Origin of the sequence: Asanoa sp. WMMD1127 (assembly GCF_029626225.1) — a bacterium.
In the GTDB taxonomy this organism is placed as follows: Bacteria; Actinomycetota; Actinomycetes; order Mycobacteriales; family Micromonosporaceae; genus Asanoa.
The window spans coordinates 2397993-2424616 of sequence record NZ_JARUBP010000001.1; the positions used below are offsets into that span (position 1 = coordinate 2397993).

Below are 26624 nucleotides of genomic sequence, written 5' to 3' on the forward strand. Positions count from 1 at the left end.
GCCCGTACGATGCAGGCCGGGCATCCCCTCGCCCGTGGAGGAGTCGGCAGATGCAAGGGCATGCGCTCGGGGTCGACCTGGGCACGTCGAACACGGTCGCCGTGTTGCGCTGGCCCGACGGGCGCACCCGACCGTTGCTCTTCGACGGTCAACCGCTCCTGCCCTCCGGCGTGCTCCTCGACGACGCGGGCCGGCTGCACGTCGGGCGCGACGCGCAACGGCTGGCCCAGGCGGACCCGGCCCGCTACGAGCCCAATCCCAAGCGGCACGTCGACGCGCCCGCGGTGTTGCTCGGCGACCGCGAGGTGGCCACGGTCGACCTGCTCGCCGCCATCCTCGCCGCGGTCGCGCACGCCGCCGTCGAGGCGGCCGGCTACCTGCCGCCCGCGGCGGTGACCTATCCCGCGGCCTGGGGCGCCACCCGCCGCCAGGTGCTGTCCGTGGCGCTGTCCCGCGCCGGCTGGCCGGCCAGCACCGTGCTGGTGCCGGAGCCGGTGGCCGCGGCCCGCTACTTCGCCGAGGTGCTGCGCCGGCCGGTGCCCGTCGGCTCGGCGCTGGCCGTCTTCGACTTCGGTGGCGGGACGCTCGACATCGCGGTGGTCCGCAACGACGGCCCGGACCCGTCCGGCCGCGTCTCCTTCAGCGTCGTCTCCGCCGGCGGGGTCGCCGAGCTCGGCGGCCTCGACCTCGATGCGGCCCTGGTCGACCACCTCGGCCACGGCCTGGCCGGCATCGACCCGGCCGCGTGGGAGCGGCTGCGCAACCCGGCCAACACGGCGCAGTGGCGCGACCGCCGCCGCTTCTGGGACGACGTGCGGGGCGCCAAGGAGATGCTGTCCCGGGCGGCCGTGGCGCCGGTCGCCGTGCCGGGCGTCGAGAAGGCCGTGCACCTGACCCGCGACGAGCTCGAGCAGCTGGCGACGCCGCTGCTGCGCCGCGGAGTGATCGAGACGGCCGGGGTGATCACGGCGGCCGCCTTGCGGCCGGATCAGCTCGCCGGCCTGTTCCTGGTGGGTGGATCGTCCCGGGTGCCGCTGGTGGCACGCATGCTGCACGCCGATCTCGGCCTGGCGCCGACGGTGCTCGAGCAGCCGGAGCTGCCGGTGGCCGAGGGGGCGCTGGCCGAGCTGCCCGCCGCGGTCGCGGTGGCGGCCACGGCGCCGTCGGCCGCCGGCACCGCCCGCGTCACCAGCGCGCCGCCCGAGGTCTCCCCGGTGTCCGGCGGTGCCGCGCCGCCGCCACCCGTCCCGCCGCAACGCGATTCCGCGTGGGTCGCCCCGACGGCCGGGCCGCCGCGGTCCCGGCGGGGGTTGGTGGTCTCCGCCGCCGCGGCCGGGCTGGTCCTGATCGTCGCGGCGGTCGCCGTCATCGTCATGCTGGTCAACCGGGACGGCTTCGACAAGGTCAAGTTCGCGGCGTTCGCCGATGTCGGGTCCCCGCTGGGGATGGAGGCGACGTCGTACTACGTCTGGAGCCACGTCGCCGGTGACCGCGCCTACTTCGCCTACACGATCGACGACAAGCTGACCGTCGTCGCCGCCGACGCCACCAACGGCAAGCAGCTCTGGCGCGAGACGTTGCCGGACGCGGCCAGCACCTGGGAGGGCATCCGGGCGGTGCCGGGCGCGGTGCTCGCCTACGCGAACCCGATCGGCAGCACCGAGCCCCGCCGGGTGTTCGTGCTCGATCCCGGCGACGGCCACCGGCTCTGGGACCGCAACCTGGGCGACGAGGACGAGACCTTCGTCGTCGAGGACCGGCTCGTCGTGGTGGACCGGGTCAACGCGAAGCTCGTCGGCCTCGCGCTCCGCGACGGCGTCCAGAAGTGGGAACAGCCGACCCCGAAGGATCAGTACGACGACGCGGACACCGCGGTCTACGGCGCCCAGACCGTGAAGGACCTGAACGGTCCGGCCGACTTCGGCGGCGTCGCGCTCGACCCGGACCGCACCGACGACAAGCGGCTCGTGCAGATCAACTCCGACCGGTCGGCCCGGGTCATCGACGCGGTCAGCGGCGAGATCCTCAAGCAGCAGGCGGCCGTGGCCGACCCCAACGACCTGGCCACCGTCTTCGACGGGCAGCTCTTCACCACCCGTGGCAACGACAGCACTGAGCTGTTCGCCGTCGACCTGGACACCTTTGACAAGCCCCGGCTGGTCTACCGGGCCGATCCGCAGCGCCGGCCCACCGGCATCAGCCCCTGCGGCGACCAGCGGGTCTGCCTGTTGGAGCAGACGAACTTCGACAGCAAGTCCACGGAACTGGTGTCGCTGCCGACCGGCGGCGAGGGCGAGAAGTGGACCAAGCCGGCGGCCGGCGTCACCGCGATCCTGCCCGTGGGCGACCACGTGGTGCTGCAGAGCAAGGAGGCGAGCGTTCCGCACGTCGTCGCGTACGACGCCGATGGTGTCGAGGTCCTGACGCACGACGGCGCGGTCGCCCGGGTCAACGGCGCGAGTGTGCTGATCTTCGGCAAGGACCCCGGGACCTCCGTCGACGACGTCAACGTCGTCGGCTGGGTGCTCGGCGAGCAGGACCCGGTGCAGTTGGGGGCGTTGAGCGGCGTACGGCCGGCCAGCTGCACGTGGTCGACCTCGGTCGTCGCCTGCGTCGGCGACAAGGACCTGCGGGTGCGCCGCTTCGCCGGGTAAACGAACGGCGGGCCGGTCGCCCGGCCCGCCGTCTTTCGTCTGCTGCGCTCTGGCTCAGACCCGCAGGCCGGACGCCGAGTGGAACGCGTGGTGCTGGTCGGCGCGCGGCTTGACGAACACGGTGTCACCCATGTTGGGCATGTGCCGGCGGTCGGTGCGGACCACGAACCGCTCGGAGACGCCGTCGAGGGCCGCGTGGCCGTAGATGTTGGCGTCGGAGCCGAGGTCCTCGACCAGCTCGACGACGACCGGTAGGCCACCGTCGGTCGGGCCGACCAGGTCGCAGTCTTCCGGCCGGAAGCCGAGGGTCACCTTGTCGCCGCCGCCGTTGGCGCGGGCCTTCTCGATCTCGTCGCGGGTCAGCGGGACGATCATGTCGATGAACTTGGCGCCCTGGTCGGTCAGCGGCACGGTCTTGATGTTCATCGCCGGCGAGCCGATGAAGCCCGCGACGAAGACGTTGGACGGCTTGTCGTAGAGCGCCCGCGGTGTGTCGACCTGCTGCAGCACGCCGTCGAGCATGACCGCGACCCGGTGGCCCATGGTCATGGCCTCGATCTGGTCGTGGGTCACGTAGACGGTGGTGATGCCGAGCTTGGCCTGCAGCGAGGCGATCTGCGTGCGGGTCTGGACGCGGAGCTTGGCGTCGAGGTTCGACAGCGGCTCGTCCATCAGGAAGACCTGCGGCTCACGCACGATCGCGCGGCCCATCGCGACGCGCTGGCGCTGGCCACCGGAGAGCGCCTTCGGCTTGCGGCCGAGGTATTCCTCGAGCTGCAGCAGGCCGGCGGCCTCCTTGACCCGGCGGTCGATCTCCGACTTCGAGGTCTTGCGCAGCTTGAGCGCGAACGCCATGTTCTCGTAGACCGTCATGTGCGGGTAGAGGGCGTAGTTCTGGAAGACCATCGCGATGTCGCGGGCCTTCGGCGGCAGGTGCGTGACGTCGCGGCTGTCGATGTGGATCGAGCCCTCGTCGACGTCTTCGAGGCCGGCGAGCATGCGCAGGCTGGTGGACTTGCCGCAGCCGGAGGGGCCGACGAGGACGAGGAACTCGCCGTCGCCGATCTCGAGGTCGAGGTGGTCGACCGCGGGCCGTTCAGTGCCCGGGTAGATCCGGGTGGCCTGCGTGTAGGTGACCGTAGCCATGGGGGGACACCGCTTCCTTTCACCGGCAGGAACGTGCCGGACGATCCGAGTGAAAAGAGCTGCCGGCACGCGTGCGCCGACACCAATGCTGGTCACCGTAAACGTTTCTCGCATTCGTGCCAAGAGATGGTGGGACTCCTGCCCCATTTGCCCTGGCAAGCGCTCGCCGCCCGGAGGCTCGCTATGCTGTGCTCAAGCTGCCCCTGTAGCTCAGATGGCCAGAGCACTCGCCTTGTAAGCGAGATGTCGCCGGTTCGATCCCGGCCGGGGGCTCTTGTCGTCGGGCTCTGCCTGGTCGCGGAGTGCCCCTTGCCCGCCCTCACCGTGGTGGATCCGCACCCGGTTGTGCGCTTTACCCAGTGCGCTGTCACCTGTGCGTCGTGCTGGGCTTGCGCTGTGTGATCGGGGAATCGAACCCCATGCGCCCGCCCCAGGCGCGCCAGGAGTTTGGCCGGATAGCCCGCCGGCCAACGGGGTTCTGGTGCGCGCCTCCACCTCGGCTACCTGCTCCGCGACCGTCTTCAGTCCAACAGGTCGACCGCCCAGTTGGTCCGCTGGATGAGCGTGTCGACCTCCCGCAGCTCCCGGGCGAGCCGGTCCGCCTGGGTCCGCAGGTCGGCCACCGGCAGTGCCGGCAGCATCTTCAGCTCCGACCGCAGCTGCCGGTAGCCGTGGCGCCCCTCGCCGGCAGCGGCGTCGGCCGCGCCGGAAACGAGTCCGTGGTGCACCTTGAGGATGTCCCGCCGTGCCAGGGCGTCCGTCAGCGTCCCGCCGCCGTCGAGCGTGGTCGCGGCGTTGGTGCGGTTGATCCGCCGGATGAGCCCTTCGAGCTCGCCCAGCACCGCACCGACCTCGGCCAACAACGCACCAGCGTCTTCGGCCGGCGCCTCACCTTCCTGATAACGCGCGCTGCCACCGATGCGGCTCCGCAACTGCTCGACCCGTCGCGAGGCATCGGCCCGCAACACGAGCGCCTCCGCCAACTTCATGATCACAATTATCTGTCCGAAGGCCCGAACGCTCCTCCCATTTTCCGCCGGCCATGGGCGGGGTCGCGGCCGGAAAGGCGCGCGGGCGAGTCCTGCGGGTGATCGCCAGGGCAGGCATGGTCTGCGATAAAGTCCAGCGGTGGGTCGCACCGCACTCATTTCGGGCGTCGCCGGGCAAGACGGCTCTTACCTGCTCGAGTTTCTGCTCGACCACCATTACGAGGTCGTCGGGTTCGATATCGACGGGAATGCTCTCGCGCGATTGACGCGGCGGATAACGGAGCGGCCCGACGCTCGTCGCGCGCGGCTTCTTGTCGCCGACGTGACTCAGCCGGACAACGTGCGACGACTGTTGTCGGACACCGCGCCGACCGAGGTCTACAACCTGGCCGCACAGTCCTTCGTCGGCCGGTCCTACGCCGACCCCTACGACGACGTGGTCATCACGACCGGGACGCTCAACCTGCTCGAGGCGATCCGGCGGCACGCACCCGAGGCCCGGTTCTACCAGGCATCGTCGGCGGAGATGTTCGGCGACGCGGCGGCGCCGCAGACTGAGCAAACGCCGTTCGCGCCGGTCAGTCCATACGCATGCGCGAAGCTCTACGCCCACCATCTGGTCCGGATGTATCGCGACGTGCACGGCCTGAAAGCCGCCTCCGGAATTCTCTTCAACCACGAGTCGCCGCGGCGGCGCCGCGAATTCGTGACGCGGAAGATCACGCACGGCATCGCCGCCATCGTCAGTGGGCAGGCAACCGAGTTGCGGTTGGGCAATCTCGACTCCCGCAGGGACTGGGGACATGCGCGGGATTACGTGCGAGCCATGTGGTTGATGCTGAACCGCGACGAGCCGGCCGACTACGTCATCGCGAGTGGGGAGAGCCGGACAGTCGGCGAGCTCGCGCGGTTCGCCTTCGACCTGGTCGGCTTGGACTGGACCAGATACGTCAGGCAGGACGCCTCTCTCGTGCGGCCGCACGACCCGGCGAACCTCTGCGGCGACGCCCAACGGGCCGAGGCGGATCTCGGGTGGCGGCCGGAGGTGTCGTTCGAGGCGCTGGTGACGGAGATGCTCGACGCGGACCTGGAGGCCCACGGCCTGGACCCCAAGGACGTGCGGCGCTAGACGAGCCGCATGCGGGTAGGCGTCTCGATGTCGGCGCCGTAGTCCACGCGTACCACTTCCGAGACGATCCCGTCGGTGGCACGGTCGTTGAGGGTCTTGAGATTGCCCGGGTCTGTCACGAAGCCGCTGGCGCCGACGGTGCCGGTGCCGTGGATGCCCGCGAGCACCACCACCCGCCGCAGCGGTTGGCGAGGGTTCGGCAGCGACGCGATCAGCCCGTAGTCGTAGTTGCTGTTGTTGGGGGAGCCGCCTTCGCGGGAGGACAGCATCCGCGTTTCGCGTTCGTGGTCGGTCAGGACGTTGCGGCCGTCCGCGCCCACGGTCATCGTGTAGCGCATCGACAGCGAAGGCGCGATCTCGTCGAGGACGGCGTTGCGGGCGGGTCCGCACAGCAACACGAGGTTGTTACGCCACAGCTCCGCGTTGATCGCCACGCTGCGGTCGGGTACGACCGTGAAGTCGACACCTTCGTGCATCCCTGCCGCTTCGAGCAGTGTCGCCAGCGCCCGCGCCGCCTTGGTGTCGGTGGCGGGGTAGTTCCACGCCTGCTCGGGCTCGTCGAACACCGCGGAGTGGATGATGATCACTCTCGCGGGGGTGCCGAAGAACTTCCGGACCGACTCGTCCCTCGAACGCTGGCGAAGCCATCGCCTGGTGCGGCCCGTTCCGGTCGACACGGCCGCGCCAAACGCCGCGCACCCCAGGTTGACCAGCACGTCAACGAGTGGAAAGTCCACGGCGCGACCTCCGACGAACCCGTTCGCGATATTGGTACGCCTAAGTCCTTTGTAGGTGCGAACAGTCATCACGTCAATACGAAGAGCGACTATCACCGCGATGGTGGCGAGGCGCGCGGCTCATGCCGCGGGTGGCTAGCGGCGGCGGGAGCGGGCGCGGGTCGAGCGGAGCCGGCGGAGGCGGCCGACCACGACCGGATCGGCGGCCAGCGCCGCCGGGTTGTCGAGCAGTCCGTTGAGCAGCTGGTAATAGCGGGTCGCCGACAGGTCGAAGGCGTCGCGGATCGCCTGTTCCTTCGCGCCGGCGTGTTTCCACCACTTGCGTTCGAACGCCAGGATCTGTTCTTCCCGCTCGGTCAACGCCGGCGCCGTCGGTGCCGTCGGCGCACTCTCCACTTCGGACTCAAGCTCGTCGTCGTCGTGGGTGTCGGCCTGGTCAGCAGCGGCGGGCATCATGGCACTCCTCGACACGCACGCGTCGACATGGGGATACCGGTCAGCCTAACCGCGGCCGGACGGCCGTGCACCGCTCATTCATTGTGATCAACGAGACGCTCAGGTCACGTCGCGGCGGCGGATCGACCACAGGGCACCGAAAACGGCGACCACCAGCACGACCGCGAACAGCACACCGGCCTGCTGCCACGTGACCACCAGCTCGCCCGGGTTGCACTGGCCCTGGACGAAGTCGCAGGACCGATAGTCGTACAACGTCAGGCTTTTGCTGAACCAGGCGGCCAGGTAGCTGGACAGGATGTAGCGATCGCCGAACCGCACCTGTGTCAGCTCGAACGCGATGCGCAGGCCGATCTCGCTGACCACGACCACGCCGATGCCGACGCCGAGGGCCATCGCGGTGTGGCGGCCGATCGAGGCCAGGCAGAAGCCGAGCGTCGCGGCCAGCAGCACCGCACCGACGCCGCGGGCGCCGGTCAGCGCGAACGACTGCCACACGCCCGACGTGAGTTTGCCGAGCTGGCCGTCGAATCGGCCGATGGCCCAGAACGCCGCCGTCCACAGGGCGCCGAGCACGACGAACACGCCGAGGATCGAGCCGAGCAGCACGCCGAGCTTGGTGACCAGCACCGGTATCCGCCGCGGTCGCCACAGCAGCAGGTTGGTCATGCCGCCGCTGTTCCATTCGGCGCCGACGAAGGACGCGCCGATGACGAACGCGACCATGGCCAGGATCGCGGCGAAGACGTAGAGCGACGGCTCGAACTCGTCGCGGAAGGTGAACTCGAACGGCAGGTAGTTGGCGGCCTCGAAGTATTCCGGCCGCGGCCCGTAGTCGGCGCCGCAGTTGGGTCCGTAGCGCTCGTCGACGTCGGTGGCGCCGGCCGCCTTCTCCGACTCGCACTGCCTGACCATCTGCTGGTAGTCGGCGCTGGCGCGCTCGAACTCCCGCTGCGCCTGCGCCTCGGCGGCGGCGCGCTGGGACGGACCCGTGCGCTGGCTGCTGACCGTGAACACGATCGGGAAGATGGCCAGCCCGACCAGCGTGAGGATGAGGAAGATGCGGGTGACCCGGCGCTTGAACAGCCGGCGCACCTCGGCCTTGGGCAGGCTCACACGCCCCACCCGCCCTGGGCCGGCGCGGTCACCGCGGAGTCGTCGACCTGCCGGGCCTGGCCGGCGACCGGCGCGGTCTGCGTCAGCTCGAGGAAGACGCTCTCCAGGTCGACCCGCACCGGCGCGAGCTCGCTCACGTAGTAACCCCGTTCCGCGAGGGTGCGCGTCACCCAGGCCGGCTTCTCGACGTTGGCGACCAGCAGGTGGTCGTGTTGCGGTGTGACGCGGGCGCCGGCGGCGATCAGGATCTCGGCCGCGTGCGACAGGTCGTCGGGCGACTCGAGCTTGACCGTCACGCCACCGCCGGCGTGCTGGGCCAGCACCTCGGCCACCGGGCCGTGCGTCACCCGCCGGCCCCGCGAAATGATCGTCACGGAGTCGCAGATGAGCTGCACCTCGCCGAGGATGTGGCTGGACAGCAGGACCGTCATGCCGGCTTCGGCGAGCCCGCGCATCAGCGTGCGCATCTCCCGGATGCCGCCCGGGTCGAGGCCGTTGGCCGGCTCGTCGAGAATCAGCAGCTCGGGCTGCTTGAGCAGCGCGGACGCGACGGCGAGCCGCTGCTTCATGCCGAGCGAGTAGGTCTTGACCCGCTCCTTGGCCCGGTCGCGCAGGCCGACCAGCTCGAGCACCTCGGGCACCCGCTGCTTCGGCACGCCGCCCGCGTCGGCGAGCAGCGCGAGCGTGTCGTGGGCCGAGAAGTTCGGGAAGAACTGCGGGCTCTCGACGATCGCCCCGACCCGGCGGGCCACCTGCGGCAGCGCCGCCGGCACCTCCTGGCCCAGCAACGTCATCCGCCCGCCGTTGGGCGTGATCAGCCCGAGCAGCGTACGCAGCGTGGTCGTCTTGCCGGAGCCGTTGGGCCCCAGGAACCCGTGCACCTGGCCCGCTTCGACGACCATGTCGAACCCGTCGAGGGCTTTGCGCTCACCTCGGCGTCTGCTCCGGTAGGTCTTCTGCAGACCCGATATCTCCAGTACGGCCGGCACGTCGCGCTCCCCGTCTCACGTCGGATCGCGCACACAGTACTGGGTATGCAGGTATTCGGATAGACCGTTATGCAGTGATCACCCGTACGCCTACCGAGCGGAACGGCGCGGTCGCCTCGGGTGTTGCGCCGGAGTCGGTGATCAGCGTTTCGACCCGGTCGATCGGGCAGATCCTGGCGAACGCGTGACCGCCCAACTTGGACGAGTCCGCGATGATCACGACCCGGCGGGCGCGGGCGACCATCAGCGCGTTCATCGACGCCTCGCCCTCGTGGTGGGCGGCGGCGCCCAGGGTCGCGTCGATCGCGTCGACGCCGAGCAGCGCGACGTCCAGCGTGACCTCGCGGAGCAGCGCGCTGCCGAGCGGCCCGACCAGCTCGAACGACTGCGGCCGCACCACGCCGCCGGCCACCACGATCTTCATCCGCGAGCGGACCAACAGCTCGTTGGCGATGTTCAGCGCGTTGGTGACCACGGTGAGCTGTGCGCCGTCGGCGCTGGAGTTGAGGTCCGGCCGCACCGCCAGGGCGCGGGCCACCTCGGTCGTCGTCGTGCCGCCGTTGAGCCCGACCACCATGCCCGGCTCGACAAGGGCCGCCGCCGCCGCGCCGATGCGCTGCTTCTCGGCGGAGTGCTTGGCGGTCTTGTAGCGCAGGGGCAGGTCGTACGAGACGCCGTTGGCGACCGCGCCGCCCCGGGTCCGGGTGATCATCTGCTGCTGGCCGAGCTGGTCGAAGTCGCGGCGAATGGTGGCCTGCGAGACGTTGAGCCGCTGCGCGGCGTCCTCGACGCTCACCCGGCCGCTCTCGGCGAGCAGCTCGAGCAGCGCGTTCCACCGCGCGTACCGGTCCACATCGACCCCCTGGCACGGACCCCGTCAATTGCGTGCACACTAGTGCGCGAAACGACCGGCAAGCAACGCTCTCGCTGCGCGGTCGTGCGCGATCCGCGCACGCTTGCCGCACGATCATCTGTCCTGCACAATAACGCGCGGAAACAGCTCCAAACGAACTGATTCGCGCAAGCTCTCCCTGGGGGTGTGCCCGGTGACCCACGTCGAGGCGGAGATCGCCAGCCAGCCGTCGACCTGGGCCCAAGTGGCTGATCTCGGGGTCGAGGGCCTGCCGCGCCGCGGACAGCGGGTCGCCGTCGTCGGTTGCGGCACGAGCTGGTTCATGGCCATGGCGTACGCCGCCCGGCGCGAGAGCCTCGGCCACGGCGAGACCGACGCGTTCCAGGCGTCGGAGTTCCCCCGCAACCGGGCGTACGACCTGGTCGTGGCCATCAGCCGGTCCGGCACCACCACCGAGGTGGTCGACCTGCTCGGTGCGTTGTCGAGCCCGTCCCTGGCCATCGTCGGCGACCCCGACAGCCCCGCCGCCTCGGCCGCCGGCACCGTGGTCGCGCTGCCGTTCGCCGACGAGCGATCGGTCGTCCAGACCCGGTTCGCCACCACCGCGCTGGCGCTGCTCCGCTCCGGCCTCGGCGAGGACACCGCCGCGCTGGCCGCACACGCGCGCCGCGCGCTCGATCTGCTGGTCCCGCTCGACCCGGCCGCCGTCGAGCAGGTGACCTTCGTCGGCCAGGGCTGGACGGTCGGGCTGGCGCAGGAGGCGGCGCTCAAGTGCCGGGAGGCGGCGACCTTCTGGACCGAGGCGTACCCGGCGATGGACTACCGGCACGGCCCCGTCTCGATCGCGGCGCCGGGCCGCGCGGTCTGGTCGTTCGGCCCTCCGCCGGCCGGGCTGCCCGGCGAGGTGACCGCGACCGGCGCGACATTCGCCGGCGGTGGTGCGAGTCTTGATCCGATGGCCGAGCTGATCCTGGCGCAGCGGTTCGCGGTCGCGCTCGCGGCACACCGCGGGCTCGATCCGGACACCCCGCGCAACCTGACCCGTTCCGTCGTCCTGGAGCCGCGGTGACACGGCCGGCCGAGGTCGTCGTGGCGCTCGACGTCGGCGGCACGGTGATGAAGTGCGGGCTGGTGTCCGCGGCCGGCGAGCTGCGGCACGCGGAACGCCACCCGACCAACGCGGCCGCCGGTGGCGAGGCGGTCGTCCGGACGATTCTCGACGTGGCGGCCGGGCTGGCGGCCACGGCGCGCGCCGACGGCCTGACTCCGGTGGCGGCCGGCGTCGCGGTGCCCGGCGTCGTCGACGAGGAGCAGGGCGTGGCGGTCTGGGCGGCCAACGTGGGCTTCCGCGACGTACCCCTGCGTGATCTGGTGGCCGACCGGCTCGGCCTGCCCGCGGCGCTCGGCCACGACGTGCGCGCGGGCGGAGTGGCCGAGGCCCGGTTGGGCGCCGGCGCCGGCAGCCGGCACGTGCTGTTCGTGGCGATCGGCACCGGCATCGCGGCCGCCCACGTGGTCGACGGGCGGGCGTTCGCCGGCGCGCACGGGGCGGCCGGCGAGGTCGGGCACATCATGGTCCGCCCCGAGGGCCCGCCGTGCGGGTGCGGCGCGCGCGGTTGCCTGGAAGCGGTGGCGTCGGCGTCCGCGCTGGCCCGCCGCTACAAAGAGCTGGCCGGCGTGCCCCTGTCGGCGGCCGAGGTCGCGGCCGCGGCGGCCGGCGGGGATCCGATCGCCGCGCGCGCCTGGAGCGAGGTGGTCGACGCGCTGGCCGACGGCCTGACGATCGCGCAGACCTTGTTCGACCCGGCGGTGGTCGTCGTCGGTGGTGGCCTCGCCGAGGCCGGTGAGCAGCTGCTGGCGCCGCTCGCCGCCGGGGTGCGGGCCCGATTGACCTTCCAGCGCGAGCCGGCGCTGGTGCGGGCGGCGCTCGGTGACGCGGCGGGTTGCCTCGGCGCCGGCCTGCTCGGCAGGGACGTGGTGGAGGCGACGTGAGGATCGACGGACGGGTGGTGACGCCGAGCGGCGTCGTGACGGGTTCGGTCGAGGTGACCGGCACCCAGATCGGCGCGATCTCGCCGGGCGACGTCAGCGATCCACAATGGATCGTCCCGGGCTTCGTCGACATCCACAACCACGGCGGTGGCGGCGACACGTTCACGACCGGCGACCCGGACGCGGCGTTGCGCGCGGCCGCGTTCCACCTGCGGCACGGCACCACGACGCTGTACGCGAGCCTGGTCAGCTCGCCGTTCGAGCTGATGCGGGCGGCCACGGCGGCGTACGCCCCGATGGTTTCCTCCGGGGTGCTCGCCGGGATCCATTTCGAGGGCCCCTACCTGTCGGAGGTCCGCTGCGGCGCGCAGAACCCGTCCCACCTGCGCGATCCGTCCGTCGAGGAGCTGGCCACGCTGATCACCCTCGGCGGCGGGGCGGTCCGGATGGTGACGATCGCGCCCGAGCGGACGGGCGCCATCGACGCCATCCAGATGCTCGTTTCGCATGGCGTGGTCGCGGCGGTGGGGCACACGGACGCGACGTACGAGCAGACGCTGGCCGCCGTCGAAGCGGGCGCGAGCGTCGGCACGCACGTGTTCAACGGCATGCGGCCGCCGCACCACCGCGAGCCGGGCCCGGTCTTCGCGCTGCTCGGCGCGCCGAGCGTGGTCTGTGAGCTGGTCGCCGACGGCGTGCACCTGCACGACGGCACGCTCGCCTTCGCCGCCGGCGTCGCCGGCCCGGACCGAGCGGCCCTGGTCACCGACGCGATGGCCGCGGCGGGCATGCCCGACGGCGCCTACGAGCTCGGTGGTCAACAGGTCGAGGTCCGCGACCGGGTGGCCCGGCTGGCCCGTGACGGCGCGATCGCCGGCAGCACGCTGACCATGGACGCCGCGCTGCGCCAGGCGGTCGGCGCCGGCATCCCGATCGTCGACGCCTGCCGCATGGCCGCGACGACACCCGCCCGCGCGGTCGGCCTCGGCGAGACGGTGGGCGCGCTGCATCCGGGCTGGCGAGCCGACCTGGCCATCCTCGACGAGGACCTACGCGTCGTACGCGTCATGCGCGCGGGCTCCTGGGTCAGCTAGCCCGTTTCGCGAAGGTCACCGCGCGGTTTGCGACGGTCCGCGATGATGCCTGTGTGACCGCGAAGCGGCGTTTGCTGACCTTCCTCACCTGCAGCGTCATCGCCGGCGTCCTGCTGCTGGTCACGGTCGTCTTCAGCCTCCGCGACCACACGGCCGCGAGCTGGCTGACCGGCGCCGCCAGCCTCCTCGTCTGGGCAACCGGCCTCGTCGCCGTCTGGCCGGTAATCACCGAAATCCGCACCGGCGACTTTCGGCGGTAGCCGAGTCCTCGGGACGGGCTGAGCCCTACGAGCGGCCGAAGCGGGCCACGTGGTGCCAGACGCGCTTCAAGGTTTGGGGGTCGTGTTTGCCGGCGTTGGCCGCGGCCCCGACGATCCGGGCGTCCAGCCGGCCGTCGACCGCGACCTCCAACCCGGCCGCCACCACTTCCGGCCCGCGGTAGTCCGGATGCCGCACCAGCTCGTCGACGCTCAGCGCGAACCCCGGATGCCACTCCACCGGGCATCGCAGCCCCGCCGCCAGTTCCTCGACCGCCGTCCCGCGGTAGCACGGGTCCAGCACCAGCGCCTCGACGTCGGAGTCGAACCGGACCACGCCGTGCACGTGGGCCTCGATGTAGTCGTCCAGGTAGTCCAGTGAGTCCGCGTCGGCCAGGGCGATGAGCGACATCCGCGAGGCGACCCCGAAGGAGCTCGGCGCGAGGTAGCTGTCGGGATAGCAGAACGTCGTCCGCGGCAGGGTCTCCGGGCGCATCCGGAGGTACGCGGACCCGAACCGCGGTGAGCCGCCCTCGGGGCGGCGACGGTGGTTGAGCGAGCCGTACTTCGGCCGGCTCGAAGCGGCGGCCGCGTCGTACACCCCGCCGAACATCCGGCTCTCCCACCGCCACCGGTCGCCGCCGGGATGAGCGGTCAGGCCGCCGTTGCCCGTGCCCGTCTCGAACTGCGACCGGTAGACCCCCGCCCGGGCCATCGCGGCCAGGATGGGCTCGCCGGCGAACATGCGGTCGGGGTGGAAGTGCACCGTCACCCGCAGCGCCGGGTCCACCGGGTCGCCGGAGGCCAGGTCCGCGACGTGGGCGACCGCGCGCTCCCAGCTCATCCGCGAAGCCCGGTGATGTTGAGGCGCACGTGGCCCAGCGGCAGCCGGTCGAGCACCTCCTGCGCCATCCGGTCCATCGCCACCGACACCCGGTGGTACGCGGCCGCGTCCCAGCTACGCGCCAAGGTCGGCGACTGCCTTCGCGGAAGCGCGGTATCTCATGGTCGCAGTATGCGCCGACGCACCCCGCCCGCGGGAACCCCGGGCGGGGTGCGTCGTGCGGAACTGGTCAGCGCAGGTCGGCGTCCTCGCCCGCGACCGGGCGCTCCGACGACGACCGCGACCACTGCCGGTGCGCCCGGCGCTGCCCGCCGTCGTTCGCCGCCGGCTGCGTGGGCCCGGACGCCTGCGACGGGGCCGGGTTCTGTGCCGGCGCCGAACCCTGCGCGGGGGCCGAGCCCTGCGCCGGCGCCGAGCCGCCGCCACCGAGCGCGTCGATCGACGACAGGTCGCCCAGCGGGCCGCCCGGGTCGCTGGTGTTGATGGCCGACAGCGGCAGCTGGCCGACCAGCGGCAGCCCGATCATCGAGTCACCGGCCTCGGTCAGGAACCCGGGCGGCATCTCGGCCTCCAGCGCCTCGCCGATCAGCGCCGGCACGAGCGACTGGCCGATCTTGTCGAGGTCGTCGCCGCGTACGCCGGCCAGCGCGAAGTCGGACTGGTCCGGGGCGGCGTGCTTGCCCACGGCGCCGAGCGGGTTCTCTGTCAGCTCGCCGAGCGGCCCACCGCCCAGCCCACCCCGGCCGAGGTCGCCGAGCCCACCGCCCTTCCCGAGGTCGCCGAGCCCGGCGCCACGGCTGAGCTGGTCCAGGCCGCCCAGCTGGTCGGCGCTTACCGTGCTGCCCAGGGTCCGCATCTGGGAGTCGCTCCCGATCGTGTTGAGGTTGTCGTCGCTGAGCGCGTCGGCCACCGGCGCCGCGCCGGTGCCGAGCAGCTGGTCTTCGCGCGGCGCCCCGCCCAGCCCGAGCAGGTCGTCGCCGAGCGGGCTGCCGCCGAGCATGGGCAGCGTCGACCCGGTCGTGGCGCCGCCCTTGAGCAACTGCCCGCCGGCCGGCTCCGACGTGAGTGAGCCGAGCAGGTCGTCGGCGCCGATCCGTTTGTCGCCGACGCTGAGCAGGGTGAGGTCGTCAGTGGAGAGCTGGCCCGCCGGCCCGGCTTCCAGCGCCGCGGGGTCGATACCGGCCGCGGGGCTCAGCGGCACCGCGCCGAGGAAGTCGAGGTGCTGCCCAGGCGCGTCGAGCCCGCCGCCGGCCTGGTGGTCGCCCATGGGGCTGAGGTAGCCGTCGAGCGAACCGCGTAGGTCGTTCACCGGCGAGTCGATCGCGTCGGCCTGTGCGGCACCACCTGCCAGGAGCAGGGCGCCACCGGCGGCGACGCCGACCGTACCCACCGCGCGATAGATCCACTTGGTCATGTCAGTCCATTCCGTAGCGCATTAGCGGCATTTACCGCCTAGCTCTCCAATCGGACCAACGAGGCATACTCGCAGGACGTTGCTCTCCGTACCCAAGGAAGCCCACCGAGCCCTTACGATCCGGGTCATGGTCGTTCCCTGGCGCAACCGGGCGCGTCGCGCGGTCGAGACCCGGTTGCGGGACGGGTTGCGCACCAACGGTGACAACCGGCCGCACTACATCGTCTGCGGCCACGACGCGCTCGCGTACCACCTGGTCAACGCGCTCGGTCCGGCCACGGTGCGGGTGACCGTCGTGGTGCCGCCCGGCCGGCATCCCACCGCCCCGGACATCACGAAGATTCGCGGCATCAGGGTCCTCCGCGCCGACCGGGTCGACGAGTCGACGCTGCGGGCGGCCGGTCTGGAGACGGCACAGGGCCTGGCCCTCATGCAGCAGGACGACGTCGGCAACATCCACGTCGCGCTCACCGCACACGAGATCGCCTCCCGGGTCCGGATCGTCATGCGGATGTTCAACACCGGCCTGGGGTACGGCGTGAAGCGCCTGCTCGGCGACTGCGAGGTGCTCTCCGACGCGGCGATGGCCGCGCCCACCTTCGTCGCCGCGGCGCTGGGCGAGGTGGCGCCGACGAACTTCCACCACTACGGCCGCACGCTGGTGGTGGCCCGGCGGGCCGACGTGCGTCCCGAGCAGGTGGTCTGCGGCATCGCCGACACCAGCGACCCCGCGCGGCACGTCATGCTGCCCGAACCGGACCGCGCCGACGTCGTGCTCGCCGAGGCGACCGGGCAGCAGCCGGCGGCCGAGGTGATGGCCAACCGGATCGCCCGAGCCCGCCGGTTCCGCCGGCCGTGGCGCGGCATCGGCAACGCGCTCCGCTCCTTCTTCAGCCGGAAGATCGGCATCGCCACCGCGTCGGTCCTCGCGGTCGCGCTGGCCTTCGGTTTCCTGCTCTACCGGGCCGACGGCGACGCCCACCTGGACCCTTGGCAGGCGGTCTACACCACGCTGCTGACCGCGCTCAACGGCGCCGACGTCGAGGTCGAGAAGGGCATCGTCGTCCAGCTCATGCAGATCGTGCTCACGGTCGCCGGGCTCGCCCTGGTCCCGCTGATCACCGCCGCCGTTGTCGACGCGATGGTCAAGGCCCGGCTGGCGCTCAGCGCCGGGCGGCTCGCGGTGCCGCGCGAGGACCACGTCGTGGTCGTCGGCCTCGGCAACGTCGGCACGCGGGTCATCCGCCAGCTGCACAACCTCGGCGTCGAGGTGGTGGCGATCGACAAGGTGCCCAGCCCGCGCGGCGCCGTGGTGGCCAAGCAGCTCGGCATCCCGCTCATCATCGGCGACGCGGCGCTGGAGGAGACGCTGGTCGAGGCGTCGGTGGCCACCTGCCGCGCCCTGGTCGTGGTCTCCACCGACGACGTGACCAACCTGCAGGCGGCGCTCAACGGCCGCGCGCTGCAGCCCGACCTGCGGGTCGTGTTGCGGCTCTTCGACGGCGACCTGGCCCAGCGGATCCGCTCGACGTTCGGGATCTTCCGCTCCCACAGCGTGTCCTACCTCGCCGCGCCCGAGTTCGCCGCCGTGCTGCGCAAGCGGCAGGTCGTCGCGACGATCCCGGTCGGCCGGCACGCGCTGCTGGTGACGATCGTGGTGGTGGCCAAGGGCTCGGCGCTCGACGGTCAACCGGTGCGACTGGCCGAGCAGGCGCGGGGCGTACGCGTGATCGCCCTGCTCCCGACCGGTCTGCGCCCGAGCTGGTCCCCGTCGCCGGACACCGTGCTCGGCCCCGGCGACCAGCTGACCGTGGTCGCCCGCCGGGCCGGCCTGAGCTGGCTCATCAAACAGGCGAGCCCGCCGGTGGCGACGCCCGCGGTGCCCGTGCAACCCGGCCCCGAGGATCCGACGATCGCCGACGGAACGCCGGCCGGCACCTCAGACTGAGGCCTCCAGCGTCGGCACGTCGACGCCCAGCACCGCCTGCTCGTCGGGCCGGTGCACCAACACGTCGGTCAGGTAGGACTGGACGGCCGCGGCCAGGCCCACGTCGCGGCCCGACTCCTCGGAGCGGAACCAGCGGTGCTCCAACACCTGGGTGAACAGCTCCGCGGGCTCGAGCTTGCGCCGCAGCTCGGCCGGCACGGCCCGGACCACCGGCTCGAACACCTCGATCAGCCAACGGTGGGCGGCCTGCTGCTCGTCGGTCAGGTCGGTGTCGGCCCGATAGGCGTCGAGGTCGTTGAGCAGCGCCCGGGCCTGGTTCTCCTCGGCGTCGAGGCCGGTCAGCCGCAGCAGCCGCCGGGTGTGGTGGCCGGCGTCGACCACCTTCGGCCGCACGTACGCCCGGCCCTCCTCGCCCACCGACATCGACACCTCGGCGATGTCGAAACCGAGCTCGTTGAGGCGCCGGATCCGTTTCTCGATCTCGTGCCGCGAGTCGCGGGCGACCTCCTGCTCGAAGGTGACCTCGTGCCAGAGCCGCTCGTACCGCGTGATCACCTCGTCGGCCACCCACTCGGGGTCGATCGCCTCGTCGAGCAGCTCGGCCGCCCGCAGGTCGAGCGCCTCGCCGAAGATGTTGAGCCGGGCGATCTCGACGTCCTCGTTGCGCTGGCCGTTGGACAGCGACGGCCGCAGCGCGCCGGTCTCGGCGTCGACCAGGTAGGCCGCGAACGCGCCGGCGTCGCGCCGGAACAGCGTGTTGGACAGTGAGCAGTCGCCCCAGAAGAAGCCGGTGAGGTGCATCCGGACGAGCAGGGCGGCCAGGGCGTCGAGCAGGCGGTTCATCGTCTCGGGGCGCAGGGTGTGCGAGAACACCGCGCGGTACGGCAGCGAGAACTGCAGGTGCCGGGTGACCAGGACGGGGTCGAGCGGCTCACCGGCGGGGTCGACGCGGTCGGCCACGATGGCCACCGCCTCCACGGCCGGGAAGTCGATGCGCTCGAGCTGGCGGAGCAGGTCGTACTCGCGCTCGGCGATCCGCTCCGCCGTTTCCTTGACCGCGTAGACGGTGCCGCCCAGCCGCACGAACCGCACCACGTGGCGGGAGATGCCCTGTGGCAACGCGACCAGGTGGTCGGCCGGCCACTCCTCGAGCGGCGTCGACCACGGCAGGTCGAGCAACGCCGGGTCGATGAGGGCCGAAGTGATGCGCACGCCCTAAGTCTGCCCGCTCACCGCGCCGCCACGCAGGTCTCCGTGGCTCGTTACACAGTGGCGAGATGATCCGATTGTCTGCTCTGAGGCATTCCTCCTCGGGCGGCGGTCCACGATGGAACCCGAAGGAGACACGGTATGCGGCGGACTCTGGCGCTGGTCGCCGGCGCGTGCACGGCAGTGGTTCTGGCCGGCGCGACGGCGTACGCGATGACCGGCGACGGGGCCGAAACGCAGCCGGCGGGGGCGGCGGGGTTGGGCCGGCCCGCCGAGGTGGCGGCGCCGCGGGCGGCGGCGCCCGCGCCTGAGGCCGGTGCGCCCGCGCGGGACGAGGCGGCGGCGCCCGCGCCGGCTGCGGCCGGTGGCGTCGGCGGGGTGATCGACGCGGTCGGCCGGCAGCAGGTCGGCGCGCTGGAGTCGGTCGACCGCCTGCTCGGCTACCGCTCCGAGGGCACCACGCAGACGTTCCACTACCCGGGCGCCGACTACGTGAAGGTGCACTTCGACCGGGTCGACATGCTGCCGGGCGACTACGTCACGGTGGCCGACCCCGAGGGTGCCGAGGTGCACCGGATCGACAGCGACCCGCTCGCGGTCGTCGACGGCCTGCTCGGCAGCCGGCCGGAGGCGACCAGCGACGCCGGCCGGTGGGCGATGTCGGTCACCGGCGACACCGCGGTCGTCACGCTGCACCGTGCCCTGCCGGACCCGCTGGGCCTGCAGGAGGCGGCCGGGCTCGGCGTGCGGGTCGACAAGGTGGCCCGCGGGTTCACCGAGACCGAGCAGGCGGCCGAGGAGCGCGCCGAGCAGGACCGGGCCCGCTCGGCGGCCGGGCCGGGGCGCGAGGAGAGCGTCTGCGGCAGCAACGAGTCGCGGGACGCGGTCTGCTACAAGTCGGCCGACCCGACCGCCTACAAGAAGTCCAAGGCCGTCGCCCGGCTGCTGATCAACGGCACCGAGCTCTGCACCGGCTGGCGGATCGGCGCGACCAACCGGATGCTCACCAACAACCACTGCATGGTGACCTCCGACGACGCGTACGACACCGAGGTCTGGTTCGACTACCAGTGCGCCAAGTGCGGCGGGCACGCCGTGTTCAAGGCGACCAAGGTGTGGGGCGACAAGGTGCTGAGCACCAACCGGAGCCTCGACTACACGCTGTTCACCGTCGAGAACTTCGCGCAGGTGCAGAAGTTCGGCTACCTGACCATCGAGACCGCCCGCCCGGCGCGCGGCCAGGAGGTCTACATCCCGCAGCACCCCGGCGGCAACCCCGGGATGATCGCGATGGGCAGCGACAGGGACAGCAAGGGCATCTGCGCCGTCAACGACCCGGCGTACGACGGGTACGCCACCGACAGCGACGTCTCGTACTACTGCGACACGGCGGGCGGTTCGTCGGGTTCGCCGGTCATCTCCCGTACCACCGACCGGGTCATCGCCCTGCACCACTTCGGCGGGTGCCCCAACAGCGGCGTCCGCATCGACCTCATCTACAACCGGATCAAGAAGCTTCTGTGAAGGTGCGGTAGGCGGGCCGGACCGGCGCGCGCCGCCTGGATACCGTGGTCCCGTGCGTAACGCGATCACCGACCGGGCGGCCGCGCTCCGGCTGCGGCCGGTGCGGCCGGCCGGCTGGTGGTTCGACGGCCTCCTGATCGGCCTGTTCGCGCTGCTCACGGGCGTCCTGGCGGCCGGCGGCCTGCTCGGCGTCGACACCGCGGTGCGCGACTGGTGCCTGAGCCACCAGACCGACGCCACCTACTGGCTGGCCCGGGTCTTCAACTATCTGGGCAACGGCGGCCCGCTGACCCTGATCAGCCTGGTCATCGCCCTGTTCCTGGCGATCCGCCGGCGCACCGTCTGGCCGATCCTCCCGGTCGTGGCGGCGTTCCTGCTGACCGGCATCGTGATCATGCCGCTCAAGATCTGGACCGAGCGAGCGGCGCCCGGCTACACCGGCCCCGACGCGGTCGACCTGTTCAACAGCGCGCTGCCGCCGGGCACCTACGACACCGGCTACCCCTCAGGCCATCTGGTCAACACCGTCGTCTGGTACGGCGTGATCGCGCTGCTCCTGGCACCCTGGCTGAACCGCACGGCGCGGCTGTGGCTGCGCATCGCCCCACCGGCGATCGTCTTCGTGACCACGATCTACCTGAACTTCCACTGGCTGACCGACTCGATCGCCGGCCTCCTCCTCGGCGTGTTCATCGCCCGCCTGATCGACCGCGTCCCGTGGCGACTGCCGGCCCGCAGCACCCTGCCCTAGCCCGCCGCTTGGGCCTGCGTGACGCGGTCGTCGTGGGGCTCGGCTCGATGCTGGGCGCCGGCGTCTTCGTGGTCTTCGCCCCCGCCGCGGCCGCCGCGGGCGGGGTGGGCCTGCTGGTCGCCCTGGGTGTCGCCGGCTTCGTGGCCTTCTGCAACGCGACGAGCTCGGCCCGGCTGGCGGCCCGCTATCCGGAGTCCGGTGGCGCCTACGTCTACGGCCGGGAACGGCTGGGCGCGTTCCCCGGTTTCCTCGCCGGGTGGGCGTTCGTCTGCGGCAAGACGGCGAGCTGCGCGGCGATGGCCCTGGCGATCGGGGCGTACGCCTGGCCCGGGCACCCGCGGGTCGTCGCGGTCCTGGCGGTGGTGGTGGTGACCGCGCTGAACCTGCGCGGGATCGCCAAGACGGCCCGGGTGACCCTGGTCCTGGTCTGCGTGACGCTGGTCGTGCTGGCGGCGGTGGCGGTCGCCGGGGTGGCGGGCTCGTCGTCGTTGTCGCTCGGCCCGGGGCCGTCTTTCCGTGGCGTGCTGACGGCGGCCGGGCTGCTGTTCTTCGCTTTCGCGGGCTATGCCCGGATCGCGACGCTGGGCGAGGAGGTCCGCGACCCGGCCCGCACGATCCCGCGAGCGATCCCGTTGGCGTTGGGGATCGTGCTGGCCATCTACGCCGTGCTGGCGGTGGTGGCGCTGGCGGTCCTCGGCCCCGCCGGCCTGGCGTCGTCCGCGGCGCCGCTGGCGTCGGTCGCGTCGGTGGCCGGCTCCGACGCCCTCGCCACCGCCGTCCGCGCGGGCGCCGTGGTGGCGGTGCTTGGCGTGCTGGTCGCGCTCCTGGCCGGCGTGGGGCGGACGGCGCTGGCGATGGGCCGCCGCCGCGACCTACCGGCGCCGCTGGCGGCGGTGCATCCCCGGACGCGGGTGCCGCACGTGGCCGAGCTGGTGGTCGCGGCCGCGGTCATCGTCCTGGTCCTGAGCGGCGGTCTGACGACGGCGATCGCGGCGTCGAGCTGCCTGGTCCTGGTCTACTACGCGATCGCGAACGCGTCCGCGTTGACCCTGCGTCCGGAACCGGGGCGTTGGCTGCCGGTGCGGACGCTGGCCGGGCTCGGTCTGGTCGGCTGCCTGCTGCTGGCCGCCACGGTCCCGACCCGCGGCCTCGTCGCCGGCGCCGCGATCCTGGCGGCGGGCGCCCTCTGGTATGCCGCCCTGGCGAGGGCAAGAGCCTGATCCTCAGCGCGGAGGGGTGACATTGGTGCAAATCGCCCAGGTGGCATGTTAAGAACTATTGCCGCACCACTTCTACACGGGGGAATCATGTGTCAGGGCTGCGCGATTCCGACCCGCCGCCGGCCGACCGGGCCGCCGTCCTGCTGACCGGTGCGGCGCTCATCCTGGGCGTCGCGGCAGACGTGCAGGCGTTCCTGCCACTCGAGAAGCCCGGCGGTCTGATCCTGCTGGCGGCCGTGGCGCTGGCCGGGTTCACGTTCACCACACCCGCGGGACGGCACGTGCGGGTGGTGCTCGCCGGGATGACCGCCCTCGTGCTCGCGTCGCTCTGGTTCGGTTACCGGATTCCCGAACCACCCGCACCCGCACCCGCCACCGCCACCTCCGCTGACGGGGTCGACGGCCTGGCCCGCGACCGGGACCTCTACGCCACGCAGCAGTCCCGCGGCGCCACCCGCCGACCCGACGACGACGGGGTGCCCGACGCGCGCCTGTTCAGCGGCCAGGGCATGACGCTGAGCTGGCCGATGGAGGGCGCCGAGCTCGAGCTGACCGCGGACCGGCTGGTGGGCGGCCGCGTCCTGCTCGCGGTGGTCCGGAACTCGTGCGCCACGGCCGATGCGAGCGACTTCGTCCGCGCGATCCCGCTGACCGATGTCGAGGTGGACACGACGATCTGCCTCCGCACCACGGCCGCGGACTCGGCGCTGCTGATCACGGACCGCTCAACCGCCGGCGCCCGCTATCCGTGGCTGGAGTTCCGACTCCATCCGTGACGTTCAGCCCATCCCCGGGAAACCGATGAAGACGGAGGTCTCCACCGGCTGACCGACGTTGCCGGCCGCGTCCAGCGCCCGCGCCTGAATCCGCACGGACAAGATCGCCCCCGGCGGAAGCGCGGCGTCGAAGGTGACCGCTCCGCCCGGTGTGTCGAGCCGGACCTGGTCGGGCTCGGTGAACGGCGCCGGGCAGACCAGCTGGCCGAACTCCCCACCGATGCTGCAGCCCGGCACGCCCAGGTCCGAGAACGAGAACTGGAACCCGCCCACCTCGGGATCCCCGAAGCTGTCCAGCGTGATCCGCAGTGGCTGGCCGGGCACGTACTCCGCGACGGAGATAGCCGGTGTGGTCGCGGGCGGGGTCCGGTCATAGGTGAATCCGCAGGCTTCGGACCAGGCCGACCGCTCACGCCCCTCGCGGGCGCGCACCTTCCACTTGTAGGTCTGGCCGTCGGTCAGCAGGCCGTCCGGCAGGGTGACGCTCAGCAGCCCGTGCGGGCCGGCGCTCAGATCGCTGAACACCTGGCGCTCCTCGGGTGCACCCTTCGGCCAGATCGCGAACTCACCGGAAAGCTGATCGGCGTCGTCGTCCTCGCTCGCGACCGCCTCCAGCGTGCCGGCGAAGCCGCCCAGGCGCGGGAACGGCTTCCCGTCGGCGCAGGCGAACCCCGCGTTGAACCGGTGCTCGACCACCGGAGCGCCGTCCGACACTGCCGCGGCTGGTCCGGTGAATGCGGCGAGGACGCCGAACGTCAGCGTGACCGCCGCCCCGAGGGCGCGAACGACTGAGGCCTGATGCATCTGCTTCTCCCCGTGGGCATCGATGGTGCGCACATCTAAATACGTGCCTGCGTCACGGGTCAAGATCGACTAGCTCCGCTGCCGGACTGCGGAGCTGGAGGCTGTCGCGCGCAGCCCGGACCCCGGGCGCCAGCTGGGACCAGATCGCTGCGGTGACGGGCAGGGAGCCGCCAGGTGGCGGTCGCGACGTCAGCTGCGCGCTTCGCGCCGCCGCTTGCTGCCCGGCGTCGGCCACGTGGCCAGCGGCGTCGGCCACCCGGAAAGCGGCGTCGCCGCGCGGGGAGCGGCGTCGCCGCGCGGGAAGTGGCGTTGCCGCGCGGGAAGTGGCGTTGCCGCGCGGGAAGTGGCGTTGCCGCGCGGGAAGTGGCGTCGCCGCGCGGAAAGCGGCGTCAGCTGCGCCGGGAGGCGTACTCCGCGAGGCGCGCGACCTGGATCGGGTCCAGCGACGGGCGGACCCGCTGGCGGGCCGCGGTCACATGTTTGGCGGTGACCGACGTGGCCTCCAGCGACTCACGGATCGCGGCGAGCGCGGCCTCGCGGATCAAGGCCGCGCAGTCCGCGGCGGAGAAGCCGTCGAGCTCCCGGCCCAGGTCGACGAGGTCGACCTCGGGATCCAGCGGCACGCCCTTGGCCGCGGCCTTGAGGATCTCGGCGCGGGCGGCGGCGTCCGGTGGCGGCACGAACACCAGGCGCTCAAGGCGGCCCGGGCGCAGCAGGGCCGGGTCGATCAGGTCCGGCCGGTTGGTCGCGCCGATGACCACGACGTCGCGTAGCGTTTCGATGCCGTCCAGCTCCGTGAGCAGGGCCGCGACGACGCGGTCGGTGGTGCCGCCGTCGGTGGACTGGCCGCGCAGCGGCGCCAGCGCGTCGACCTCGTCGAGGAAGATCAGGGTGGGCGCGGCCTCGCGGGCGCGGCGGAACAGCTCGCGTACGGCGCGCTCGCTCTCGCCCACCCACTTGCTCAGCAGCTCGGCGCCCTTGACCGAGAGCACGTTGGCCTTACCGCTGCCCGCCAGCGCCGTGACCAGGAAGGTCTTGCCGCAACCGGGCGGGCCGTAGAGCAGCACCCCGCGCGGCGGCCGCACGCCCAGCCGGGCGAACGTGTCCGGGTAGGTCAGCGGCCACAGCACCGACTCCGTCAGCACCTCCTTGACCTCGACCAGGTCGCCGACGTCGTCGAGGGTCAGCCCCGAAAGCTCCAGTGTGGACGTTGCCATCGACGTCGGCCGGACCACCTCCAGCGCCGCGGCGAAGTCGGCCGCGGTGACCTCGGGCGCCTCCGCTTCGCGTTGCCGCAGGGCCGCGCGCACACCGGCCTCGCGGACCAGCGCGGCCAGGTCGGCGGCGACGAACCCGGGCGTACGCGCGGCCACGTCGTCGAGCTGCACATCCCCGGCCAGCGGCGTGGCCCGGGTGAGCACGCCGAGCTGCTCGCGGCGCATCGCCTGGTCCGGCAGCGGCACCGCGATCTCGAGCGAGAGCAGGTCGGGCGCGCGGAGTGCGGGGTCGATCTCCTCCGGCCGGCTGCTGGTGCAGACCACCGCGGCGCCGGCGTCGACCAGCGACCCGACCACCTGCCGGAAGACGGTGCCCAGCGGGCCGGGCGACTCCCGCGGCGCGAGGGCGTCGACATCGGTGATCAGCACGACGGTCGGCCCGGCGCCGGCGTCGTCGGCCACCGCCCGCAGCCGGGCCGCGGCCGCGTCGTTGGTGAGCGCCGCGATCTCGGGCGCCCAGACCGTCGACACCCGGGCCCCGACCGCTGCCGACACCGCCCGCACGAGGTCGCTCTTGCCCGACCCGGCCGGCCCGGTGATCAGCACGCCGAGCGACACCGAGGTGGCCAACCGCCGCAGCACGTCGCGATGGTGGAACCCGAGGTCGAGCAGCTCGGTCAACTGCTGCGCCTGGTTACGCAGCCCCGGCAGATCGTCGACACTGGGCGCGTCGACCGCCTCGTCGACCACCGATCCTTCGACGACGTCCCCGTCGATCACGCTGTCATCGTCGACTCGCGGAGCCGCGGCGGCGTACCCGCCGCCCGCACTGGTCCCAGTGTCCTCGACAACACCGCGGCCGCCGGTGCGATCACGGGTTGGCCCGCTGGCAGGTGCAGAAACGCCCGTCTCGGAGGCTTGGGTGATTTGTCCGTTCTCCCAGCCGATCACCGTGTCCATGGTGACCAGGGCCGCCTCGGCCGGCGCCACGTCGAGCACGGTGAGCAGCGTGCTGGTCCAGGCGTACCCGACCCGGTTGGCCAGGCTCTGCCGCGCCGCCGCCACCAGCGACCGCGCCGCCTCGTCGGGCACGACGTCCTGGGGCAGTAGGGACACGTCGTCGCCGGTCGAGATGACCTTGCCCAGCAGGGCCAGCCGCAGCATCTCCGGGGACACCACCGCCACCACCTCGGGCGCACCGCGCAGCGTCGCCCGGCGCGCCGCCACCACCGGTGTGGGCGCGATGGTGATCTGCGCGCCGTCGCGTACGCCCAGGTTGCCGAGCATCAGGTCGTCCGCGTGCAGCAGGCCGCGCCCGTCGGACGGCGAGCCGGGCGCGACGATGCCGGCCGTCGTGCGCCGGCCGGTCAGCCGCACCGGATCACCGGGTCGCAGGCCGAGCGCGCCCAGCACCTCGGGGTGCAACCGGACGACGCCGCGCCGGGCGTCGAGCGCCGCGGGGCGCAGGCTGGCGGTCAGGACAAGGTCGCGGTCGGCCACCCGCC

The 26624-nt window shown here is 72.4% G+C and carries 24 protein-coding genes and 1 tRNA gene; 12 read left to right on the forward strand and 13 right to left on the reverse strand.

Annotated features, from left to right (window positions below):
- The first annotated feature begins 50 nt into the window (after positions 1-50).
- Complete coding sequence (locus O7635_RS11530) at positions 51-2654, forward strand: hsp70 family protein (protein WP_278080403.1); 2604 nt, start codon at positions 51-53, stop codon at positions 2652-2654.
- A 54-nt stretch (positions 2655-2708) separates the two neighbouring features.
- On the opposite strand, the gene ugpC is transcribed toward O7635_RS11530, so the two are convergent.
- Positions 2709-3800 carry a sn-glycerol-3-phosphate ABC transporter ATP-binding protein UgpC gene (gene ugpC, locus O7635_RS11535; protein WP_278080404.1) on the reverse strand — a complete coding sequence of 364 codons (1092 nt, stop codon included), beginning with the start codon at positions 3798-3800 and terminating at the stop codon, positions 2709-2711.
- A gap of 199 nt (positions 3801-3999) precedes the next feature.
- Here ugpC and O7635_RS11540 point away from each other — a divergent pair.
- Positions 4000-4073 (forward strand) — tRNA-Thr (locus O7635_RS11540).
- 248 nt (positions 4074-4321) lie between these two features.
- On the opposite strand, the gene O7635_RS11545 is transcribed toward O7635_RS11540, so the two are convergent.
- Positions 4322-4789, reverse strand: coding sequence for a DIP1984 family protein (locus O7635_RS11545; protein WP_278080405.1), 468 nt, complete (start codon positions 4787-4789; stop codon positions 4322-4324).
- Positions 4790-4928: 139 nt separating this feature from the next.
- Between O7635_RS11545 and O7635_RS11550 the strand changes: the two genes are divergently transcribed.
- Positions 4929-5918, forward strand: coding sequence for a GDP-mannose 4,6-dehydratase (locus O7635_RS11550; RefSeq protein WP_278080406.1), 990 nt, complete (start codon positions 4929-4931; stop codon positions 5916-5918).
- Here O7635_RS11550 and O7635_RS11555 read toward each other — a convergent pair.
- The 5 genes from O7635_RS11555 to O7635_RS11575 all read right to left on the reverse strand — a co-directional run bounded on the left by O7635_RS11555 (position 5915) and on the right by O7635_RS11575 (position 10069).
- Positions 5915-6724, reverse strand: coding sequence for a hypothetical protein (locus O7635_RS11555; protein WP_278080407.1), 810 nt, complete (start codon positions 6722-6724; stop codon positions 5915-5917). The genes O7635_RS11550 and O7635_RS11555 overlap by 4 nt on opposite strands.
- A 66-nt stretch (positions 6725-6790) precedes the next feature.
- Positions 6791-7126, reverse strand: a complete 336-nt coding sequence (locus O7635_RS11560; protein ID WP_278080408.1) for a DUF3263 domain-containing protein — start codon at positions 7124-7126, stop codon at positions 6791-6793.
- An 84-nt stretch (positions 7127-7210) separates the two neighbouring features.
- Positions 7211-8227, reverse strand: coding sequence for an ABC transporter permease subunit (locus tag O7635_RS11565; protein WP_278080409.1), 1017 nt, complete (start codon positions 8225-8227; stop codon positions 7211-7213).
- A complete protein-coding gene (locus O7635_RS11570; RefSeq protein ID WP_278080410.1) occupies positions 8224-9216 on the reverse strand; it encodes an ATP-binding cassette domain-containing protein in 993 nt (330 codons plus the stop codon). The genes O7635_RS11565 and O7635_RS11570 overlap by 4 nt, the downstream gene beginning before the upstream one ends.
- Positions 9217-9283: 67 nt before the next feature.
- Positions 9284-10069 carry a DeoR/GlpR family DNA-binding transcription regulator gene (locus O7635_RS11575; protein ID WP_278080411.1) on the reverse strand — a complete coding sequence of 262 codons (786 nt, stop codon included), beginning with the start codon at positions 10067-10069 and terminating at the stop codon, positions 9284-9286.
- A 193-nt stretch (positions 10070-10262) separates the two neighbouring features.
- Between O7635_RS11575 and O7635_RS11580 the strand changes: the two genes are divergently transcribed.
- The 4 genes from O7635_RS11580 to O7635_RS11595 are packed head-to-tail and all read left to right on the forward strand — an operon-like array spanning position 10263 to position 13415.
- Complete coding sequence (locus O7635_RS11580; protein ID WP_278080412.1) at positions 10263-11138, forward strand: SIS domain-containing protein; 876 nt, start codon at positions 10263-10265, stop codon at positions 11136-11138.
- Positions 11135-12061 (forward strand): ROK family protein, encoded by a 927-nt coding sequence (locus O7635_RS11585; RefSeq protein ID WP_278080413.1) that lies wholly within the window; start codon positions 11135-11137, stop codon positions 12059-12061. The genes O7635_RS11580 and O7635_RS11585 overlap by 4 nt, the downstream gene beginning before the upstream one ends.
- On the forward strand, positions 12058-13155 hold the full coding sequence (gene nagA / locus O7635_RS11590) for an N-acetylglucosamine-6-phosphate deacetylase (RefSeq protein ID WP_278080414.1): 1098 nt from the start codon (positions 12058-12060) through the stop codon (positions 13153-13155). Before O7635_RS11585 ends, nagA begins: the two co-directional genes overlap by 4 nt.
- A 53-nt stretch (positions 13156-13208) precedes the next feature.
- The gene (locus O7635_RS11595; RefSeq protein ID WP_278080415.1) at positions 13209-13415 is read left to right on the forward strand and encodes a hypothetical protein; all 207 of its coding nucleotides are present in this window, start codon (positions 13209-13211) and stop codon (positions 13413-13415) included.
- Positions 13416-13440: 25 nt separating this feature from the next.
- Here O7635_RS11595 and O7635_RS11600 read toward each other — a convergent pair whose 3' ends face one another.
- The 3 genes from O7635_RS11600 to O7635_RS11610 all read right to left on the reverse strand — a co-directional run bounded on the left by O7635_RS11600 (position 13441) and on the right by O7635_RS11610 (position 15670).
- Positions 13441-14256, reverse strand: coding sequence for a DUF3626 domain-containing protein (locus O7635_RS11600; protein ID WP_278080416.1), 816 nt, complete (start codon positions 14254-14256; stop codon positions 13441-13443).
- Entirely contained in the window at positions 14253-14381 is a 129-nt protein-coding gene (locus O7635_RS11605) for a hypothetical protein (RefSeq protein WP_278080417.1), read from the reverse strand. The genes O7635_RS11600 and O7635_RS11605 overlap by 4 nt, the downstream gene beginning before the upstream one ends.
- A gap of 104 nt (positions 14382-14485) precedes the next feature.
- Entirely contained in the window at positions 14486-15670 is a 1185-nt protein-coding gene (locus O7635_RS11610) for a hypothetical protein (RefSeq protein ID WP_278080418.1), read from the reverse strand.
- Positions 15671-15797: 127 nt separating this feature from the next.
- On the opposite strand from O7635_RS11610, the gene O7635_RS11615 reads away from it, so the two are divergent.
- Positions 15798-17618 (forward strand): NAD-binding protein, encoded by a 1821-nt coding sequence (locus tag O7635_RS11615; protein ID WP_278080419.1) that lies wholly within the window; start codon positions 15798-15800, stop codon positions 17616-17618.
- Here O7635_RS11615 and O7635_RS11620 read toward each other — a convergent pair.
- Positions 17610-18830: a DUF4032 domain-containing protein gene (locus tag O7635_RS11620; protein WP_278080420.1), complete on the reverse strand. Its 1221-nt coding sequence runs from the start codon at positions 18828-18830 to the stop codon at positions 17610-17612. The two genes, O7635_RS11615 and O7635_RS11620, sit on opposite strands and share 9 nt — an antisense overlap.
- A gap of 138 nt (positions 18831-18968) precedes the next feature.
- Between O7635_RS11620 and O7635_RS11625 the strand changes: the two genes are divergently transcribed.
- The 4 genes from O7635_RS11625 to O7635_RS11640 all read left to right on the forward strand — a co-directional run bounded on the left by O7635_RS11625 (position 18969) and on the right by O7635_RS11640 (position 23098).
- Entirely contained in the window at positions 18969-20351 is a 1383-nt protein-coding gene (locus O7635_RS11625; RefSeq protein WP_278080421.1) for a serine protease, read from the forward strand.
- A 52-nt stretch (positions 20352-20403) separates the two neighbouring features.
- Positions 20404-21102 carry a phosphatase PAP2 family protein gene (locus O7635_RS11630; protein ID WP_278080422.1) on the forward strand — a complete coding sequence of 233 codons (699 nt, stop codon included), beginning with the start codon at positions 20404-20406 and terminating at the stop codon, positions 21100-21102.
- Positions 21069-22322: an APC family permease gene (locus O7635_RS11635; RefSeq protein WP_278080423.1), complete on the forward strand. Its 1254-nt coding sequence runs from the start codon at positions 21069-21071 to the stop codon at positions 22320-22322. Before O7635_RS11630 ends, O7635_RS11635 begins: the two co-directional genes overlap by 34 nt.
- Before the next feature lie 89 nt (positions 22323-22411).
- Complete coding sequence (locus O7635_RS11640) at positions 22412-23098, forward strand: hypothetical protein (protein WP_278080424.1); 687 nt, start codon at positions 22412-22414, stop codon at positions 23096-23098.
- Positions 23099-23101: 3 nt separating this feature from the next.
- Here the strand turns inward: O7635_RS11640 and O7635_RS11645 are convergent, their stop codons facing one another.
- Complete coding sequence (locus O7635_RS11645) at positions 23102-23965, reverse strand: hypothetical protein (RefSeq protein ID WP_278080425.1); 864 nt, start codon at positions 23963-23965, stop codon at positions 23102-23104.
- A 326-nt stretch (positions 23966-24291) separates the two neighbouring features.
- Entirely contained in the window at positions 24292-26619 is a 2328-nt protein-coding gene (locus O7635_RS11650; RefSeq protein WP_278080426.1) for an AAA family ATPase, read from the reverse strand.
- Positions 26620-26624: the final 5 nt, after the last annotated feature.

Coding starts and splice junctions, on each gene's coding strand:
- O7635_RS11530 (WP_278080403.1), top strand. CDS start 51: ATGCAAGGGCATGCGCTCGGGGTCGACCTGGGCACGTCGAACACGGTC.
- ugpC (WP_278080404.1), bottom strand. CDS start 3,800: ATGGCTACGGTCACCTACACGCAGGCCACCCGGATCTACCCGGGCACT.
- O7635_RS11545 (WP_278080405.1), bottom strand. CDS start 4,789: ATGAAGTTGGCGGAGGCGCTCGTGTTGCGGGCCGATGCCTCGCGACGG.
- O7635_RS11555 (WP_278080407.1), bottom strand. CDS start 6,724: ATGACTGTTCGCACCTACAAAGGACTTAGGCGTACCAATATCGCGAAC.
- O7635_RS11600 (WP_278080416.1), bottom strand. CDS start 14,256: ATGAGCTGGGAGCGCGCGGTCGCCCACGTCGCGGACCTGGCCTCCGGC.
- O7635_RS11610 (WP_278080418.1), bottom strand. CDS start 15,670: ATGACCAAGTGGATCTATCGCGCGGTGGGTACGGTCGGCGTCGCCGCC.
- O7635_RS11615 (WP_278080419.1), top strand. CDS start 15,798: ATGGTCGTTCCCTGGCGCAACCGGGCGCGTCGCGCGGTCGAGACCCGG.
- O7635_RS11625 (WP_278080421.1), top strand. CDS start 18,969: ATGCGGCGGACTCTGGCGCTGGTCGCCGGCGCGTGCACGGCAGTGGTT.